The organism is Helicobacter pullorum (genome assembly GCF_900638355.1).
Classification (GTDB): domain Bacteria; phylum Campylobacterota; class Campylobacteria; order Campylobacterales; family Helicobacteraceae; genus Helicobacter_D; species Helicobacter_D pullorum.
The window spans coordinates 113573-132615 of sequence record NZ_LR134509.1; the positions used below are offsets into that span (position 1 = coordinate 113573).

21 protein-coding genes are annotated in these 19043 nt (G+C 36.3%); 4 read left to right on the plus strand and 17 right to left on the minus strand.

From position 1 onward, the window contains the following. Positions 1-16: 16 nt before the first annotated feature. Both EL247_RS00545 and hisF read right to left on the minus strand, forming a co-directional pair. Positions 17-502, minus strand: coding sequence for a YqaA family protein (locus EL247_RS00545; protein ID WP_104745405.1), 486 nt, complete (start codon positions 500-502; stop codon positions 17-19). A gap of 193 nt (positions 503-695) precedes the next feature. After that, a complete protein-coding gene (hisF, locus tag EL247_RS00550) occupies positions 696-1463 on the minus strand; it encodes an imidazole glycerol phosphate synthase subunit HisF (RefSeq protein ID WP_005021869.1) in 768 nt (255 codons plus the stop codon). A 105-nt stretch (positions 1464-1568) separates the two neighbouring features. Between hisF and trpS the strand changes: the two genes are divergently transcribed. Then, positions 1569-2582, plus strand: a complete 1014-nt coding sequence (gene trpS / locus EL247_RS00555; RefSeq protein WP_060661431.1) for a tryptophan--tRNA ligase — start codon at positions 1569-1571, stop codon at positions 2580-2582. Between the two features lie 61 nt (positions 2583-2643). Here the strand turns inward: trpS and EL247_RS00560 are convergent, their stop codons facing one another. Beyond that, complete coding sequence (locus tag EL247_RS00560) at positions 2644-3585, minus strand: D-2-hydroxyacid dehydrogenase (protein ID WP_054195313.1); 942 nt, start codon at positions 3583-3585, stop codon at positions 2644-2646. 58 nt (positions 3586-3643) lie between these two features. On the opposite strand from EL247_RS00560, the gene argB reads away from it, so the two are divergent. Both argB and EL247_RS00570 read left to right on the plus strand, forming a co-directional pair. After that, positions 3644-4498, plus strand: coding sequence for an acetylglutamate kinase (gene argB / locus EL247_RS00565; protein ID WP_104745404.1), 855 nt, complete (start codon positions 3644-3646; stop codon positions 4496-4498). A 91-nt stretch (positions 4499-4589) separates the two neighbouring features. Then, the gene (locus tag EL247_RS00570) at positions 4590-5795 is read left to right on the plus strand and encodes a hypothetical protein (protein ID WP_104745403.1); all 1206 of its coding nucleotides are present in this window, start codon (positions 4590-4592) and stop codon (positions 5793-5795) included. A gap of 88 nt (positions 5796-5883) precedes the next feature. Here EL247_RS00570 and EL247_RS00575 read toward each other — a convergent pair whose 3' ends face one another. Genes EL247_RS00575 through nikA form a run of 11 tightly spaced genes read right to left on the minus strand, consistent with a single transcriptional unit; the run spans position 5884 to position 15139 of the window. Then, positions 5884-6393, minus strand: a complete 510-nt coding sequence (locus EL247_RS00575; protein WP_005021877.1) for a YhcH/YjgK/YiaL family protein — start codon at positions 6391-6393, stop codon at positions 5884-5886. Between the two features lie 9 nt (positions 6394-6402). After that, positions 6403-6870 carry a phosphohistidine phosphatase SixA gene (sixA, locus tag EL247_RS00580; protein WP_060662966.1) on the minus strand — a complete coding sequence of 156 codons (468 nt, stop codon included), beginning with the start codon at positions 6868-6870 and terminating at the stop codon, positions 6403-6405. Positions 6871-6879: 9 nt separating this feature from the next. Further along, a complete protein-coding gene (locus EL247_RS00585; RefSeq protein ID WP_005021879.1) occupies positions 6880-7569 on the minus strand; it encodes a 5'-methylthioadenosine/adenosylhomocysteine nucleosidase in 690 nt (229 codons plus the stop codon). 1 nt (position 7570) lies between these two features. Continuing rightward, positions 7571-8491, minus strand: a complete 921-nt coding sequence (gene fabD / locus EL247_RS00590; RefSeq protein WP_060662967.1) for an ACP S-malonyltransferase — start codon at positions 8489-8491, stop codon at positions 7571-7573. A gap of 9 nt (positions 8492-8500) precedes the next feature. Further along, entirely contained in the window at positions 8501-10066 is a 1566-nt protein-coding gene (gene argS, locus EL247_RS00595; RefSeq protein WP_104719532.1) for an arginine--tRNA ligase, read from the minus strand. Between the two features lie 2 nt (positions 10067-10068). Continuing rightward, on the minus strand, positions 10069-10314 hold the full coding sequence (gene tatA, locus EL247_RS00600; protein WP_054198061.1) for a twin-arginine translocase TatA/TatE family subunit: 246 nt from the start codon (positions 10312-10314) through the stop codon (positions 10069-10071). A gap of 43 nt (positions 10315-10357) precedes the next feature. Next, complete coding sequence (locus tag EL247_RS00605) at positions 10358-11149, minus strand: ABC transporter ATP-binding protein (protein ID WP_104745402.1); 792 nt, start codon at positions 11147-11149, stop codon at positions 10358-10360. Next, positions 11133-11864, minus strand: a complete 732-nt coding sequence (locus tag EL247_RS00610; protein ID WP_126441910.1) for an ATP-binding cassette domain-containing protein — start codon at positions 11862-11864, stop codon at positions 11133-11135. The genes EL247_RS00605 and EL247_RS00610 overlap by 17 nt, the downstream gene beginning before the upstream one ends. After that, entirely contained in the window at positions 11861-12667 is an 807-nt protein-coding gene (gene nikC, locus EL247_RS00615) for a nickel ABC transporter permease subunit NikC (RefSeq protein ID WP_126441911.1), read from the minus strand. Before nikC ends, EL247_RS00610 begins: the two co-directional genes overlap by 4 nt. Before the next feature lies 1 nt (position 12668). Next, entirely contained in the window at positions 12669-13601 is a 933-nt protein-coding gene (locus tag EL247_RS00620; RefSeq protein ID WP_005021885.1) for an ABC transporter permease subunit, read from the minus strand. Then, entirely contained in the window at positions 13601-15139 is a 1539-nt protein-coding gene (gene nikA / locus EL247_RS00625) for a nickel ABC transporter substrate-binding protein (RefSeq protein ID WP_172594036.1), read from the minus strand. Before nikA ends, EL247_RS00620 begins: the two co-directional genes overlap by 1 nt. 200 nt (positions 15140-15339) lie before the next feature. Here nikA and EL247_RS00630 point away from each other — a divergent pair, with 200 nt between their 5' ends. Beyond that, positions 15340-15771 carry a globin domain-containing protein gene (locus EL247_RS00630; protein WP_126441912.1) on the plus strand — a complete coding sequence of 144 codons (432 nt, stop codon included), beginning with the start codon at positions 15340-15342 and terminating at the stop codon, positions 15769-15771. 261 nt (positions 15772-16032) lie between these two features. Here the strand turns inward: EL247_RS00630 and ilvC are convergent, their stop codons facing one another. The 3 genes from ilvC to EL247_RS00645 all read right to left on the minus strand — a co-directional run bounded on the left by ilvC (position 16033) and on the right by EL247_RS00645 (position 19041). After that, complete coding sequence (ilvC, locus tag EL247_RS00635) at positions 16033-17058, minus strand: ketol-acid reductoisomerase (RefSeq protein WP_005021890.1); 1026 nt, start codon at positions 17056-17058, stop codon at positions 16033-16035. Between the two features lie 89 nt (positions 17059-17147). Next, entirely contained in the window at positions 17148-17411 is a 264-nt protein-coding gene (locus tag EL247_RS00640; RefSeq protein WP_104745398.1) for a ComEA family DNA-binding protein, read from the minus strand. Between the two features lie 112 nt (positions 17412-17523). Beyond that, positions 17524-19041 (minus strand): YifB family Mg chelatase-like AAA ATPase, encoded by a 1518-nt coding sequence (locus tag EL247_RS00645; RefSeq protein ID WP_104745397.1) that lies wholly within the window; start codon positions 19039-19041, stop codon positions 17524-17526. Positions 19042-19043 lie beyond the last annotated feature (2 nt).

Sequence of the window (19043 nt, forward strand, 5' to 3'; positions counted from 1 at the left end):
TTTGTTGCATAGCCAATTAGTTCAATAATTGCATGGTTTTAATGAGGAGATAATACCGCAGTCCTTTGCCAAGGGCGATGAAAAAAGTAGCTTTCCAAAAAGGGTATTTTACAGCCCCCAAAGCAAGTGCAAAAACATCTCCCAAAAAGGGCAAGAAACTCAAAAAAGCTCCAATAAATCCATATTTACTAACAAAATTGAGGTATTTTTGGTATTTTGTAAGCCTTTTTGCATTTTCCTCTTGTTTGCTTCTTTTTGTAATTTCTTTGGCTTTTGAAAAATATCTCCCCAAAATAAAATTCTCTCCGATTCTTCCCACGGCATAGGTGCTAAGAGAGCCTAATGTATTGCCTAATGTAGCGACGCTCCACACAAGAATCAAAGAATAATCTAAAGTCGCAAAAAAGGCAACAAAAGCCTCAGAACCTAAGGGATAGAGGCTGCTTGAGAGGAAGCAGATTCCAAAAAGCCCAAACAAGCCGAGTGTTTCTAGAGCTTGCATGGTTTTTGAGGGCTTTTGGGGGTTGGATTTAGGGGGCTTACGCCTATGACATTTAGAATTGCATGGCTTAGATTTGTGAAGTTTATAGGGCTTGATTTCATAGGACTCATTGAGTTTAGAGCTGGGCTGTTTGATTTTTGAAAATTCATCGGACTAGACTTGTAGAATCTCATTTGCAAGTTAGATTTATAGCCTAGATTCGCACCGCAATGCCTCTTTCTCTAAGAAAGTGCTTTAGGCTAGCAATTTGGATTTCTTGATAATGGAAGATTGAAGCAGCAAGGGCGGCGTCTGCACCATTTAACAAAGCCTCCAAAATATGCTCTTTGCTCCCAGCACCACCGCTTGCGATGAGTGGAATATCCACAAGATTTGAGATTTTTTGAAGTTGTGGCAAATCATAGCCATTTTTGGTGCCATCGCAATCCATGCTTGTAAGCAAAATCTCTCCAGCACCCCTTTCATACGCTTCTTTTGCCCATTGCTCTAAGTCAATCCCTGTATTTTTTCTACCCCCATGGGTATAGACTTCCCAACCTTTTTTATTCTCAGTCATCTTAGCATCAATAGCCACTACAATACATTGTGAGCCAAATCGTTTAGCGCCCTGTGTGATTAAATCCGGATTGGCAATGGCAGAGGAATTCAAGCTAATTTTGTCACAGCCTACATTTAAAAGATTGTAAATATCCTCTAGGCTTTTTATCCCGCCCCCAACAGTTAGAGGAATAAAAATCTCTTTAGCGACGGATTTTACCATTTCTATTGTGGTTTTACGCCCATCGCTTGTTGCGGTAATATCCAAAAAGGTAATTTCATCTGCACCCTCATCATTGTAGCGTTTTGCCACTTCTATGGGATCTCCAGCATCTTGCAATCCAAGGAAATTGACGCCTTTAACCACGCGTCCATCTTTGATATCAAGACAAGGGATAATTCGTTTTGTAAGTGTGGCAGTCATTTGATTCCTTTTTTTTTGAATATGGTTTAAAATTCTAACAAAAAATTTTGGTAAAAGTTTTGTTATAATCCCAAAAATCAATTTTATTTGACAAGGGAAGAAACTATGCAAGAATCACAAGATATTTCTAATAAGCAACCACGCGTTTTTTCGGGCATTCAGCCAACGGGGAATATTCATTTGGGAAATTATCTTGGAGCAGTAAAAAATTGGGTAGAGAGACAAAATGAATATGAAAATATTTTTTGTGTAGTCAATTCTCATGCAATTACAATCCCTCAAAATCCCAAAATACTAAAAGAAAAGACTTTTGAGCTTTGTGCTATGTTGCTTGCTTGTGGGATTGATCCTAAGAAATCTACGCTTTTTATTCAATCTGAGATTCAAGAACACACTTCACTAGCTTGGCTTTTGACTTGTATTACACCTATGGGAGATTTGAGTCGTATGACGCAATTTAAAGACAAAAGCCAAAAGAATCCCAAAAGCATTTTTGCAGGACTTTTTAATTATCCAAATTTGATGAGTGCGGATATTTTGCTCTATCAAAGCGAGTATGTGCCTGTGGGGGAAGACCAGAAGCAACATATTGAATTAGCAAGGGATACAGCGATGAGGTTTAATCGTGATTTTGGGGAAACCTTTGTCGTGCCTAAGCCTCTTATCCAAAAAGAAGGTGCTAGGATTATGGGGCTTGATGATCCTACCAAAAAAATGAGCAAAAGCTCTGGAGATAAGCCAAATCACCTGATAGCCCTGTTAGATAGCCCTGATGAGATTCTAAGAAAATTCAAAAAAGCAACAACAGATTCTGAAGGCTTGATTGCTTTTGATGAAAATAGGGCTGGGGTTTATAATCTTTTGAGTATTTATCAATGCTTTAGCAAAGAAACTAAAGAGCAAATTGAGAGCTTTTTTGCGGGTAAAGGCTATGGAGAATTGAAGGCAAAAGTAGCGGAGATTGTGATTGAAAATCTAAAGCCAATCCGAGAATCTTATGAGAAACTCATCGCAGATTCGAGCTATTTGCATAAAATTTTAGAAGAGGGTGCAGAAACCGCAAGAGAAATAGCCCAAAAAACCTACAAGGATGCCAAAGAAAAAATGGGGCTTGTGTAAGCCTCACTTTTGTTGCTTTGGGAGGTTTGGCGTTATTTTTTTAGCTGATTTTGCCATATCTTTATTTTGCTAAAAATTCTTGAATATTTTTTAGCACGCCTTGAATCAAAATTTCCTTGCTATCTTCATAGCCCCAAGCATTGTGTGGCGTGAGAATAAGCTGATTAGCAATTTTTGGATTCAAAAAGGGATGGTTTTCTATCATAGGTTCTTTGGTGAAAACATCAAATCCTGCATAAATTTCGCGTTTTTGCATTTCTTCTGCTAAGTCTTTTTCATTGACAATCCCGCCTCTACCAACATTAATCAAGATTCCACCTTCTTTGATTTTGCAAAGATTGTTTTTGTTGATTAAGTCTTGCGTTGCTTCATTGAGTGGAGCGTGGATTGAGATTATAGAGCTTGTTTGCAAAAGAGCATCAAGAGGCAAAGAAGTATAGTTTGGATTTTGATTTTTTCCACTTGTGGAATAATAATTGACTTCTGCACCAAAGGCATTTGCAAGTCTAGCGACTTCCAAGCCAATAGTTCCAAGCCCGATGATTCCCCATTTTTTGCCATTGAGCAATTCTAAAGGTGTGGAGAGATTCGTAAAAATAGGGCTTTTTGCATATTCTCCACTTTTGCAATAAGAATCATAAAAAGGGAGTTTTGCACTCAAAGCTAAAGCCATCATTAAAGTATGTTGAGCGACGCTTTTTGTGGAGTAACCAGCGACATTTTTGACTTCAATGCCAAGATTCTTTGCAGTTTGCAAATCAACATTATTCATTCCTGTGGCGGTGATACACACAAGTTTTAGAGTATCTTTGAGTGCGTTAAGAATCTCTTTGTCCAAGATGACTTTATTAGTTAGCACGATATTTGCCTCTTTGCAGCGACTTAAGGTTTCATCGGGACTTGTGGTTTGGTATTCTGTGTATGTGCCTAGCTGTTGTAATTTGTCTTTGAGATTATTCTCTCCCAAGCTTGAAGCATCTAAAAAAACGATTTTATTTTGCATTTGGATTCCTTTTTTGGGTTATAATTTCACAAACATTTTACTACAAAAGAGGGGAAAAATGCACAATCATTCTAAAATTGTCTCAATTTTGTTAGACGCACTTCCTTATATTAAACTTTTTAGAGGTTCTAAAATTGTCATTAAATATGGTGGTGCTGCACAGATAAATCCAGAGCTAAAAGAGCAATTTGCAATGGATATTGTTTTGCTTTATATGCTCGGAATTAAGCCTATCATTGTGCATGGTGGGGGGAAGCGGATTAATGAGTTGTTAGGAGCTTTGGAGATTGAGAGTGAATTTGTTGATGGGCTTAGAGTAACAAGTTTAGAGGCGTTGAAAGTCGTAGAAATGGTGCTAAGTGGGGAGATTAATAAAGAGATTACAGCATTTTTGAATTATCATGGTGTAAATGCTTTGGGGATTAGTGGCAAAGATGCCTCACTTTTTTTGGCAAAACCAAAAAATAATGGGAAGTATGGTTACACAGGAGAGATTATTGCAACCAAAGGAGAAGTGATTGATAATCTTTTGGCGCAAAATCTTGTGCCTGTCATTGCCCCTATTGCTTGTGGAGAAGAATCAGGTCATCCGGGCTTTAATATCAATGCTGATAGTGCTGCAAGTGCCATAGCCATAGCCACAAAGGCAAAAAAGGCAATATTCTTGACAGATACTCAAGGGGTTTTAAATGAGGACAAAAAGATTATTCAAAGCCTTACATTGCAAGAAACAAATCGCTTGATTGAAAAAGGCGTGATTAGCGGAGGAATGATACCTAAGGTAGAAGCGTGTTTGGATTGTATTAGCAATGGAGTGGAGAAAGCCCATATCATTGATGGGAGGATTCCACATTCACTTTTATTGGAGCTTTTTACGAGTGCTGGGATTGGGAGTGAGTTTGTAGGAGAGTGATTTTGTTTTAATAGCACAATAAAGGCTTAAATGCCTCTATTGGAACACCTTTTGCTTGCTTTTTTTTTAGATTTTAGAAAAAGGTAGGCAAATGGCTAGCGTTTCAAGTGCTTTTTACTCTAATTATTTAAATATTTATAGCAGTCCAAACTCCGCTAATTCTACAAGTTATAAAGAAATACAAGAATCAAATACACAGATAGAAACTCAAAGTGATGAGGAAATATTAAGTAAAGTTCAAAAGAATGTCGGATTCTTTACGGCAACTTTTATGCAATCTATTTGTAATACTGATATTGAAAAATCATTAAACAAAAATAAAAGTGGATTTTCTAGTTATATGACAATAGATACACAAGATTTGCACTTTCATGGTCAAGTATTAAATAAGGTTAATGATTATTCTGGACAAAAAATTACTCAACAAGAAATGCAAGAAGCACAAGATTTCCTAAATGAGCAAATGGATAATCTAATGCTAAAATTCTATAAGGCTAATCCTGAAATAGTAGAGGATACACTAAAGGGAGATTTTATCTTTTATTCTGAAGGTGGCTTAAATAGAACAATGAATGTTGATGATATAGAAATATCAAGAGACTATCCAGAGCTAAAATATGATAAAAAGGTTTCTGCTATTTTATTTGCTTATGGGGCTAGAATAGAAGCAGATAGAACAAATAATGAATATGAAAAGTTTCTCAATAAAGCAAAAGAATATCTTGGTAATACTGAAAAATTAGATGAAATTGATGAAAAAATATTGTGGGAAATAGAAAGTGGATTATTTCAGTATAATGAAAGCAAAATTGCTGCGACAGGGTATGAATTATTTTCTGCTCTTTCAAATATGTTATCCCCCATAGAGCAAGAAAAAATTACAGATTCCATTGCTAAAGTTATAGGGTTTTACTCACAATCAAATTCAATAGAAATCAATGGCATTAAAGTATCTTGGGAACCGCAAAATACAAATTATTCTGTAAATGATATATACTCCCTTCACAATAAAATTGGATTAATGAGTTTTAAAGTAGATTATCCGCAATCAAACAATCTTACAAGTCCTCATAACGGTCTCTTAACCTCTCTTGCCTCTAGCTTTGATACTACCCAAAGTATTTTTGATATACTCAATCAAAAAGAAAAGCTAGAAAAGGAAAATCAAGACTTGAAAAACAAACAAGCAATAGAAGCATATAGTTATGGCAATGGATATTCTAGCACTTTAACTTCTAAAACTTCTAAAGAAATAGATAGTTTCATTAATCAAATGATCAAGGAAGCAAAAGCATAATGCAAAGTAGATTCTAAATCCCATTTATTAGAATCCCAAAGTGATTTTATTTTTAGAGAGATATTGAGATTCTAAGAATCTTAAGAATTTAGAAATTTAATTTAACCAAATCTTTTGGAATCTTTACCACCACTTTTTGAACTAATTCACTTGTATTTGTGGCAATTCCTCCCGCATGGACATCAATGCTTTCAAAGACAGCTAAATTGCCTCCAAAAAGCAGTATGCTAGAGCAATATGGACTAGGGTGATATTCAATCAAATCTTTTGTAGAATCTAAGGGGGTTTTTATTTCACAAAGGCTATTTGGGGCGACAAAAAAGATTTCCTTGCCATTGATAACCATTTGAAAATCTACCATTTCTTGATGGCTTTCATAAAATGCTTCTTTGGGCGATTTTGTATAGTAGGCTTGCTCGATAGCTTTGATGCCACCATCAAAATAAACTTCAAAAGTCTCCCCTGCCTGCATTTTGGAGATTCGCCTAAAGACCTCGCTATCCTCATCTAATGCGTCATAAAGATAGCCAAAGACTTTTGCCAAAATTTCATTCTTTTTGAATTTTTTTGCAATATCTGGTAGATAACCTACAAACATTCTTGCCCCCTAAAAATTTCTCAATCCTACCAAAAACCATTCATCTTGGTTTTCTCTCTCTAGCTCAATAATGCAACCTTTGTGGATTTTGATATTTGAAGTTTTAAAACCACAGATTAATTGCACAAATTCACTAATTGTAGGTTCATGTCCGACAACAACGAGTGTTTGCCAATCTTCCTCAATCTCATCTTTATGTTTCAAATACCCCTCCAAACCCACTTCTGGATTGAGGCTAGGGCTTAGAAAAAAGGTGCTTTGATCTTGAAGCTTTGCAATGTATTTTGCGGTATCACAAGCGCGTAATGCCAAAGATGAGACGATAGCATCGACTTTTGGATATTGTTTGTGGATATATTTAGCTATTTTTTTAGCCTGTTTTTTGCCTTTTTTGGTGAGTGGGCGTTTTAAATCATCTTCGCCAACCCATTTTTCTCTATCTTCTGCTTTTGCATGACGCACTAAAATTAATCGCATAAAATCCCTTTATCTAAGTTTTTCTACCATTTTAATCACTAAATTAGCACTTTGCTTTGCAGAATGTTCTAAAAATTCTTCATAGCTAATAAGTGCCTCATCGCTGGCATTGTCTGAAATAGCTCGAATCACGCAAATTGGGATATTGAGATTGTCACACACAACTGCCACGCTTGCCCCTTCCATTTCGATAGCATCGGCTTTAAATTCGTTTTTGATCCATTCTTTTTTTTCTTTGCTGCTGATAAATTGATCCCCTGTTGCAATAATGCCTTGATGGAGTGGGATTGCAAATTCTTTGGCAACTTCTAAGGCTAAGTTATTGAGGCTTGTATCAGTGGGTGTAAAGATTTTTCCTTCAGAAAAATAACCAAAAGGATGCCCAAAAATAGTAATATCTACATCATGTTGGCAGAGCTTTTCTCCAATCACCAAATCGCCGATTTTATAATTTGGATTTATCCCGCCAGCCACGCCATTGAAAATCATTTTTTCACAGCCAAAATGCAAAATCATAGTCGCAGCACTTAGACTTGAATGCACCTTGCCTATGCGACTGCAAGCAATAATGAGTGTTTTATTAGGCAAAGAAACTTTATAAAAGGTATTTCCGCCAAATGCAATCGTTTCATAAGTTTTATAATATTCCAAAAGAGGCGAGATTTCCTCTTGCATAGCACCCAAGATTCCAATAGTCATTTTAATCCTTTTGTAAGAAGTTTTGGATTTCTTCATAAGTTTGTAGTGATAGAGTTTCTTTTGAGGTGAGGCGTTTGTTTAAGCCTTTTAAGACATTGCCTCCACATTCTATAAAAGAGTCAATGGAAGCGTCATTTTCTCGGATAGATTGTTTATAAAGCACAGGAGAAATTAATTGCTTAGAGAGTAGCTCTAAAGCTTGTGATTTCGTATTATAAGGGCGTGCTGTTACATTTGAGATAATGGGGAATGCAAAAGAATCTTGCAAGGTTTCTTGCAAAAGAGTGCTAAATTCATCGCACATATTATCCAAAATCGGACAATGGCTTGCCACAGACATTGGCAACATTAAAGCCCTTTTGGCACCAAGTCCTTTTAGTTCCACCTCTAGTGCAGATAAATCTTCTCTACTGCCTGCTAAAACCATTTGTCCATCGCCATTGTAATTAGCACACCAAACTTTTAAGCCTACATTGCGTTTTTTCTCGCACAATTCTTCTAAAATAGAATCTTCTAAGCCCAAAACAACCATCATTCCAGCTTGTTGCTTTTTGCAAGATTCTTCCATAAGCTCCCCGCGTTTGCTAACGAGTTTTAATGTTTCTTCAAAGCTTAAAGCACCACTTGCACAAAGTGCGCTAAATTCTCCCAAAGAATGCCCCAAACTCATATGGATATTTTCAAAGATTTTGGGTTTAATGAGATGAAAAACGCTGTAACTTACAAGCAAGATTGCAGGTTGTGTATAGCGTGTGAGATTGAGTTTGTCGTTTTCTTCAAAACAAAGTTTTTGCATATCTTCTTTTAAAATATCACTTGCTTTTTCAAAAAGCTCTTGAATTTCTTTGCTGTTGTCAAAGAGGTTTTTTCCCATTCCGATACTTTGGCTACCTTGTCCGGGAAAGATAATAGATAATTTCATTGTTTTCCTTTACATACTTTTTTTGGCTTGTATTCCAAGCAAAGCTAATCCAGCATTGAGGGATTTTGCTACGATGCTTAAAACGCTTAAAATTTGCTTTTCATTTGGAGTGTTGAGGATTTTTTCTTCATTGTAAAAATGGTGAAATTCTCCTGCTAGAGTGCGTAGATATTCTACGACTTTTTGGGGGTTTCTTTGTGCAAATGAATCTTCTAATACTTTTGAGAGATTGAGTGCCAAAACCAACAAATCACGCAAAGATTCGCTAAGATTTGTAAAATCTTTTGTGAAATTGTCCAAAGAATTTTGGGATTTTTCAAAAAGTGTGTGAATCCTTGCATGTGCGTAATTAATATAATACACAGGATTTGATGAATCTTGTTTTTTCAAATCTTCCACATCAAATTCTAAGTGTGTATCTGCTTTTTTGCTCAAAAATATTAGACGCAAGGCGTCCGCACCCACATCTTCTACCACATCTTTCATTAAGATGAAGTTTCCTGCCCTTTTGCTCATTTTATAAGCTTCACCGCCTTTTAATAAGGCAACCATTTGCGAAAGTAGAATTTCAAGTTTGCTACTCTCATAGCCCAAAAATTCTATGGCTGCTTTGACGCGTGCAATGTATCCGTGGTGATCTGCTCCCCAAATATTGATATATTGATTGAAGTTGCGTTCCATTTTGTTTTTGTGGTAGATAATGTCGCCTGCAAGATAGGTTGGCTCCCCATTTTCTCTAACGATTACTCTATCTTTCTCATCGCCAAATTCTGTGGATTTTAGCCAAATTTTACCTTCTTGCTCATAAATTCCATTATTAGCCCTAAGAAGCTCTAAAGTGCTATCCCATTGTGCATAAAGTTCTTTTTCACTCACAAAGTGATCAAAAAAGATTCCTATTTCAGCGAGATTTGATTTGATTTCATCAAGCATTTTATCTTTGCCAAAAAGGCTAAGTTTTGCAATGGAATCTGCATTTTCAAAAATCTCCATTCCAAAAGATTCTTTTGCATCTTTGGCTAATTCTAAGATATATTCGCCTTTGTAGCAACCTTCTGGCAATTCATAAGATTCCCCCAAAAATAAATGCCTCCCAGCAAAATAGATAGATTTCCCTAGATTTTCAATCTGCACACCAGCATCGTTGATGTAGTATTCTGTGGCGATAGAATAACCGAGGTATTTCCCGATTCTGCTTAAACTATCTCCAAAAATTGCACCCCTAGCATGCCCTATATGCAAGGGACCGGTTGGATTTGCACTGACATATTCTAAAAGAATGGTTTCTTTTTTGGGGGCATAAGGTTTTAAAAAGTCTTTGGTGCATGTTTCTAAAAATTTATCACTCAAAAAGAAATTCACATAGCCATTGATGATGTTTATGCTAGAAATTTCTTCTAAGGATTCAAGAGATTTTGCAAAGTTTTGTGCAATTTCTTGTGGGCTTTTTTTGAGGGTTTTTGCAAAGCTAAATGTTGGCAGAGCAAAATGCCCAAACTTCTTGTCTCTAGGTTGTTCCAAAACACTTGTGATTCCAAGTGTTTCATCAACAATTTTTTTGATTTTATGATACATTGTTAAACTTTTGTAGTTTCATTAGGGGTTGTTGTAGTTTCTTTGGTAGTAGAATCCTTTTGGATTTTGTCTTGTTGGGATTCTGTGGCATTTAGAGTGGTTTCTTCTTCATCTTCTTTAATGGCTTTTTTGAAATTTTTGATTCCTGAACCCAAACCTTTAGCTAATTCTGGAATTTTTTTAGCCCCAAAGAGCAAAACAATAATTAATAAAACAATAAGCCAGTGGCTCCAGCTTGAAAATCCCATATTTAATTCCTTTTATCAAAAATAGCCTTTATTATAGCATATTTCAACTTGCATAAAAACTATTTTGTAAGCTTGCTTGGAAAAACTCTTTGAAAATGCCACTTTTATCTCGCAAGATAGCGTTTTTTATGCCTTCTTCTTGTGAGGTTTGGAAGATGATTTCCCCTTTTTGTAATAAAATAATTTCTTGGCATAGTTGCAAAATGATTCTTAAATCGTGTGAAATGACGATGAAGGTAATACCAAAGTGGTGTTGGATTTCTTTGAGATTGTCTATCATTTTGGCTTGCAAATGCACATCAAGATTAGAGAGCGCTTCATCTAAAATGAGGATTTTTGGTTTGAGTGCAATGGCTCTTGCAATAGCGATTCTTTGTTGTTCTCCGCCGCTAAAGTATGCACTTTTTTTGTCCAAAGATTGAGGGTCTAATCCTACAAAGTTTGCTAATTTTTGACTTTGGAGCTTTTTATCTGTGATGAGATTGTAATTTGCTAATCCCTCTAAGATACATTCCCTAGCGCTTAATCTTGGATTGAGTGCGCTTTGAGAATCTTGAAAGATGCCTTGTATATTTTGGCGGATTAGCTTATCTTTGCCTTGAAAATACTCATGATCCAAAATAGTAACCTTGCCACTTTTTGGTCTCTCTAGCCCAAGCAAGATTCGCACAAGGCTAGATTTGCCCGCACCATTTTGCCCTAAGATTCCTAGATTTCTATTAGGTGTGAGTGAAAAATGGATATTTTTTAATACATAATGCTCTTTTGCTTGAGAGAAAAAATTGCCTTTTTTGTAGCTTTGTGTGATGTCTCTAACTTTAAGCAAAGTTTCCACGAAAATCCCCCCATGGTGTGTTTAGCAATCTCTCATTTTCAAATAACAATTCTTTGGCTTTAGTGTGTTTTGGAGTTTTGAAAATTTCATCTCTATTGCCTTGTTCGATAATTTCTCCCTGGTTGAGAATGATGATTTCTTCTGCCATTTTGTGGGCTAAAAATAAATCGTGAGTGATAAAGAGCATTCCAAAGCCCATTTTGTTTTGTAAATTTAAAAGCAAGTTTGAAATTTGCCAAACCCCAAGGCAGTCCAAATCGCTAGTCATTTCATCAGCGATAATAAAATCAGGCTTGATGCAGATACTAAGGGCTATCATTGCTCTTTGGAGCATTCCGCCACTTAGTTCAAAAGGATAAGAATCTAAAATCTCTTTTTTTAAGCCCACTTCTTCTAAGCCCCATTTATCACTTGAAAGGGATTCTAAATGGTGTGCTTTGAGCGTTTCTAGGAAATGTTCTTTGAGGGTAAAAATGCCATCAAAACAGCTTGCAGGATTTTGTAAAATCACTCCAAATTTTTGATTGCTTTGAATCTCGCCGCTTGTAGTGGCATTTTGGGGTAAAAGTCCTAAAATTGCTCTAGCAAGGAGACTTTTGCCGCTTCCACTTTGTCCTAAAAGAGCGATTTTTTGTTTGGTTTTTAGGGTGAGATTGAGGTTGTTTAGAATCTTTTTTCCATCGATAAAAAGGCTAAAATCTTTGATTTCTATCATTTTTGTTCCTTGAGAGATTCCAAAGAATACTTATCTCTTAAAGATTCCCCTAGGGTATTAAAAATGGCAACAGAGATAAAAATGCAAATTCCCGGGTAGAGCATTAAAAGCGGATATTCCATAATATAGGGGGCAAAATCTTGAATCATCACTCCCCATTCAGGCATAGGTGCTTGCACTCCAAGCCCCAAAAATGATAAGCCAGAGATATGCAAAAGCATATGTCCAAAATCAAGGGTGATTAGAATAATCATCTGCACAAAAACAGCTGGCAGGATATGTTTTATCATAATCTTAAAATCACTCCCCCCAAGCATTTTGGCTGCTTGAATGTATTTTTGGGTTTTTACTTCCAAAACAATGCTTCTAACCATTCTTGCATACCAAGCCCAGTGAGTGAGAAAAATTGCCAAAATCACATTAGCAATCCCAACACCAAAAATAGCAATGAAAAATAACGCTAAAATGAAGGTTGGAAAAGTCAGGAAAACATCGCAAATTCGCATTAAAATATTATCCAAAATCCCACCTTTATACCCTGCGATAATCCCTACAAAAAAGGAACTTATTGCAATCAGCAAAGAAATAATAAAAACGCTAAAAATAGAGATTCTAGCACCATATCCTAAGCGACTTAAAATATCTCTTCCTAAATGGTCTGTGCCCAACCAATGCTCTAGTGAGGGGGGGAGAAATTTGTCCTCTAAATTTCCCAAAGTAGGATCATAAGGGAAAATAATAGGGGCTAAAATGGCAATTAAAATAAGTGTGATTGCCAAAAATAGAGAAATCTTTAAACGCATTTTAGTTCTCTTTGTAGCGGATTTTTGGGTTGAGGTAAGCCATTAGAATATCCACAATGAGATTAAGAAGCACAAAAACAACCACCATAATGAGCATAAAAGCTTGAATCACGGGGTAATCATGACTATAAATCGCACTTACTGCATACCTTCCAAATCCCGGCAATCCAAAGAGTATTTCCACCACCACAGCACCGCCTAGAATCTCTCCAAAATGCATTCCAAAAGAAGTGATAATGGGCAATAAAGAGTTTTTTAGGATATGTTTTTGGATAACATTTTGTGGAAGTTTTCTTGCATAAGCATACAAAATATTTCTTTGATTTTGGTGTTCAAGGTAGCTTACCCTCACAAGTCGCATATTAATAGCAATAGACATAAGACTTAATGTGATAACTGGCAAAATGTAGCTTTTGGGGGAAAAATCTTCATAGGGTGAGAGTATCCCAAAACCTAGAGTGAAAATGTAAATTAGCAAAAATCCAAACCAAAAACTAGGCATAGAAACGCAAAAGAAGGCAAAAATACCTAATCCCCTATCAATCCACGAATCTTTTTTGATAGCACCAAGTATTCCTAGGATAATCCCAAAAAACATTACTACAAGCATAGAAATAAAAGCAAGATTAAGTGTGGTTGGTAGATAATATAAAATATCTTCTAACACTGGTCGTTTGGTAACATAAGAATTTCCAAAATCCAAAATAAAAAGATTTTTTAGCCAAATGAAGTATTGCTCCAAAAAGGGCAGATTCAATCCAAGTTCGATTCTAGTGGCTTCTAGGGCTTCTTGTGTGGGTGGAATTTGAGATTGTGTGAGATATGCAAAGGCTGGGTCAATAGGGCTTAATCGCAAGATTCCAAAGACAATAAAAGAAACAACCAATAAAATGGGGATTAGCAAAAAAAATCTTTTAAAAATGAAAAGCCACATTATTTGACTTCCATTGCTTCAAATAAAAATTCGGTTTCCATTGCACCTATTTGGTAAGATTTGATTTTGGTTTTGTTGTAGATTCCAAGCACTACATTATAGCTAAGAGGCAGGTAAATGGCACTTTCATCAAGCAAGTTAAGTAGGGTTTGGTAGTCGCGTTTGAGTATTTTTTCATCGGTTTGATTGAGGATTTTGTGGATTGTGGATTCTATTTTTTGGCGGGAATTTAAATCCTTTTGTGCTGCAAAATCTGCATGTGAAGGGATAAGCATAGAGGCTATGAAAGAATGAGGGTCAAAAGGATTCCCCCAAGTTTCATTGAAAATCAAATCAAAATCCCCATTTTTTTGTTTTTGAAAAAAGCCAATAGGCTCACTGGCTATAAGCTCTATTTTGATTCCGCTTTTTGCTAAGTTATTTTGGATAGCTTCAGCGATGGCTTTTTGTATGGGATTATTTGCGACATAGACAAACTGCAAAGATTCTTGATTGTAAGTGCTTTGGGTGAGATTTTCTTTGGCTTTTTGTGGATTGAAAGTTGCATTTTGCATTGTTGTGTTACAAAATTCCAAAGAGGGGTTAAAGAGGGAATTAGCTGGCTTATCAATTTTGAGTAGTATTTTTTCTAAAATGCTTTGTTTATCAATAGCAGCCAAAATGGCTTTGCGTAAATGAATATCTGCTGTTTTTCTATCTTTGGAGGCGTTGATGATGATATGAAAAGTCCCTTGTGGTTGTGATTGTATGGTTTGGTATTTGGCATTTTTACTTAGACGCAGGAAGTTTTCTCTTGAAATCGAATCTTTCCCCACTAAAATATCCAAAGCCCCACTTTCAAAGGCTAAGATTCTGGAGTTTGCATCAGGTAGGATTTTTATTGTAAGTTTAGAGATTTGCAGTTTGTTGCCGTGGTAATATGGATTTGGCACAAAGATATCATAAGCACCAAGCTTACTTTCTTTTAAAATCCAAGCTCCACTACCAATGGGGGCTTTTATGCCATTTTTGGTTGAGCCATTTAGCATTGCACTAGGTGCGATAAATCTAAAAGGGCGTGGCAGACTTAACTCATTGAGTGTAGCAATATAAGGGCTTTTGAGCTTGAGTTCAAAAGTTTTGGAATCCAAAGCTTTGGCACTTATAATTTTTTGGGTGATTCCAAGCCAAGAATGACGCATTTTGTTTTCTAAAATGGCTTTGAAATTTGCTTCAATGGCATAAGCATCAAGGGGGCTTCCATCAGAAAAAAGCAAATTTTCTTTGATAAAAAAGGTATAAGTTTTATTATCTTTTGAAATTTCCCAAGATTCTGCAATTTCCCCTACAAACTTTTGTCCATCAAATCTAATAAGGGGCTGATAGAGCATAATTTGGGCATACATTTGGTTGGGCGAATAAAGGTGTGGGTTGATATTTCCTGCATTTAACGCCCATGCAGTTGTTATTTCCCTGCCAAAAGCCACAAAGGGTAAAAACAGCAAAAAAAGAAAGATAAATGTATGCTGGGTGAAAATAAAGGGTGTTTTTTTAATCATAATTGCCCTAGATTTAAAGATAAAAATAAATTTTACAATTTTACACCAAAAACCTTAAATCTTTCAAAGTGGTTTTTTTTGTGGGTTTTTGCAACAAAATTTGTGGAGAAAAATATGTAAAGATTAACAAATGTTAATTTTTTTAGGTGCATTTTTGTCTAAAATGCACACTTTATATTTTGAAGTCAAAAGGATTTATTATGTTAGATATACAAACAAAAGAATTAGTAAAAAGCACAATTCCTGCACTTAAAAGTCAAGGTGAGGATATCACAAAGGTGTTTTATCGAGAGCTTTTTACGCGTTATCCACAGGTAAAGGGTATGTTTGATATGCAAAAGCAAAAAGACGGCTCACAGCCAAAGGCTCTTGCAATGGCGGTTTTAAATGCAGCAAAAAACATCGATAATCTTGAGAAAATCCGCCCTTCTATAGAATCTATTGGCAAAACACATGTGCGTCTTAATGTAAAACCTGAGCATTATCCGCTAGTGGGAGAGTGTTTGCTTGTGGCGATTAAAGAGGTGCTAGGAGCTAGCGATGAAGTACTAGAGGCATGGGGCAAGGCGTATGGGGAAATTGCGGAGTTTTATATCAAGATTGAAAAGAAAATTTATCAAGAACAAAAATAAATTTTAATTTGCAAAAAAACTTTGAAAGCAGGGCTTATTTGAATAAAAATTGATGAATGTTAGCATTTGCTAGACTATTTTGTTTTTTAAATTTTATTAAACTTTTTGATTTTTTGGACATCTTTTTCTAAGGTTAAGTTGCTAAAAGTTATAGTTTGGTGCGCATAATGTTTAATGCTATTGTTTCTTGGTATTTTATCTATTTTTATGTGCAGTGTGGATTCATTATTTGATAAATCCACACTGTTTGGAAGATTAGGATTAATTCTTATCCTTATCCACTAGCTTGCCAGCACCAATCCAAGGCATCATCGCACGCAATCGCTCACCCACTTGCTCGATTTTATGATTTGCTAGATTCTTGCGTTCGGCATTCATTCGTGCATAGCCTGCTTTTCGCTCCAAGATAAAATCTTTTGCAAATCGCCCCTCTTGAATGTCAGAGAGAATCTCTTTCATCGCCTTTTTAGATTGCTCATTTATCACACGCGGACCGCTTACCATATCGCCGTATTCTGCGGTGTTTGAGATAGAATAGCGCATAGTCGCCAAGCCTCCCTCATACATCAAATCAACGATGAGCTTTAGCTCGTGCAAACACTCAAAATACGCCATTTCTTCAGGGTATCCTGCCTCTACTAGCGTCTCAAATCCCGCTTTGACAAGGCTACTCACCCCACCGCAAAGCACTGCTTGCTCACCAAATAAATCCGTCTCTGTCTCATCTTTGAAAGTTGTCTCGATGATTCCGCTTCGCCCACCGCCGATTGCTGCGGCATAGCTTAGTGCAATCGCCTTTGCATCGCCCTTGCTTGTGTCTTGCTCCACCGCGATTAAATCTGGAATCCCACCGCCTCTCACAAACTCGCTTCGCACAGTGTGTCCGGGGGCTTTTGGTGCGACCATAATCACGCCCACGCCTTTTGGAGCTTTGATTTGCCCAAAGTGGATATTAAATCCATGCCCAAAAGCGATGATTTTATCCTCACTCAAATGTGCTTTAATATCTCTCTCAAACACATCAGCTTGCAATTCATCAGGGATTAGGATCATCACCACATCAGCCCATTTTGTCGCCTCGCTCACCTCTAAGACTTTGAAGTTTTTTGCCTCTGCCTTGCCCCAGCTTTTGCCGCCTTTATATAGCCCGATGACCACCTCCACGCCAGAATCCCTTAGATTCTCCGCGTGTGCGTGTCCCTGACTTCCAAAGCCGATGATGGCTACTTTTTTCTTTTGGATAAGCCCTAAATCACAATCTTTATCGTAATATACTTTTAATGCCATATTTAACCTCACTTTTTAAGTAAAATATAAGGGTTTGATTATATTCTTTTCAAACTTAGTAATTACTTTGAAAAATATCTTTTCGAGGTTTATTGCTTGGGTTGAATTTCTTGATTTTCTACTACTATATTGGGACGGATTTTCTCAATAATTTTGGGTCCAAAACCTTTGATGTTTTTTAAATCATCAATAGATTTTAGGGGAGTTTTTTCTCTATAATCAATGATGGCTTGTGCTTTTGCCTCTCCTATGCCTTTGATACTCATTAACTCTTCTTTGCTTGCTTTGTTTAAATCCACAGCACCAAAAAGGAATGATATTGCCAAAAATAATGTTGCTAAAAGTTTTAACATAAGTTCTCCTAAAAGTTGAAATAATCTAAATTGTATCAAAAAAGTTAAAAAATATTTAATTTATTGAAGAGAGTGAGGGCAAATTTGTCAGTATGTGTATTTTTGTAGCAGTTTAAATTTTTCTGTAACTTAAAGCTTCCATTAGGTGTTTTTTCTGGATTTGCTCACTTAATTCTAAATCGGCAATGCTTCTTGCAACTCGCAAGATTTTATCAACGCCTCTAGCGGAGATTCCAAAACGCGTAATGGCTGTATCTAAAATTTGTTTTTCTTCTTTTTGGAGTGTGCAAAACCGCTCCAAATCTTCGCCTTGCAACCTTGAATTAAACACTTTTTGAGAGCGGTTTTTTTGAAATTCAAATGCTTTTAAGATGCTTTGTTGCATTTCTTCTGAGGTGATTTTGTGTGTGGATTGACTCCCTTCTTGCATTTGCACAAATAAATCTAATCTATCCCAAAAGGGTTCAGAAATCTTGTTTTTGTAAGCGTTGATTTCTTTTTGGTTGCAACGACATTCTTTGGAAATGCTTAAGAGATTCCCACAAGGGCAGGGATTCATCGCACCAATAAACATAAAATCTGCAGGACAAGTAACTTTTGTTTGGAGTCTGGAGATAGTGAAATTGTGGTTTTCTAGTGGCTCACGCATAGATTCTAAGATTGTTTTTGGGAAATGTGGCAACTCATCAAAAAATAAAATTCCCAAATTTGCAAGACTAATTTCTCCATATTTAATGTTTTGCCCTACCGCACTTCCCAAAATAGCAGCTTTTGTGGCACTATTATGAGGATTCCTAAAAGGTCTTAAAGCAGAAATTTTGAGAGTGCTTGAAGCTAATTGCAGGATTTCAGATAAATTCAAAGGAGGCAAAATATAGGGGATTCTTGAAGAAATCATACTTTTTCCACTCCCTGCACTTCCTTCAAAGAGGATATTGTGGAATCCGCAAGCCGCTATGAGTGCCGCCCTTTTGGCTCTTTCTTGCCCTTTGATATCTTTGAAATCTAAGGTGAAATTTGTTTCAAAATAGTATTTTTCTCCCGCTATGTTTTTGTGCATAAATGGTAAATTGCTTTCAAGGATTTCAATAGGCGGTGGATTTTTGAGTGTTTCAATAGCTTCTTTGAGTGTTTCTACATAGTAGGCTTTGAGGTTGGGAAGTTTTGAGTAGAATTTTTGGGCACTTTTGGGGAGTATGAAAATAGAATCTGCATTTTGGCTATGGCTTAGAAGTGAAAAAAGCAAAGGATAGATAGATGGAGTGTCTTTTACTCTCCCATCAAGCCCGAGTTCCCCAAAAGCAAAGTATTTTTGTGTGGTTTGGTTGTTTAATTCACTAAAATCGCAATATCCATAAAGTGCGATTAAAAGTGCAATGGGTAAATCATAAAAGCTTCCTTGTTTGGGTAAATCTGATGGAGAGAGATTGACGCTAATTTTTAGCGGAGGAAATTTAAAATCATTTGCTAGCAAAGAAGATTGGACTCTTTGGCGAGATTCTTGGATTGCATTACCTGCTAATCCTGTTATTTGAAAAGAAGGAAGTGTTTTGGTGAAGCTAACCTCTACTTCCACTTCTTTGGCTTCCAAACCTTCTTGCGCTGCACAATATAAGAGATGAAAAGCCATTT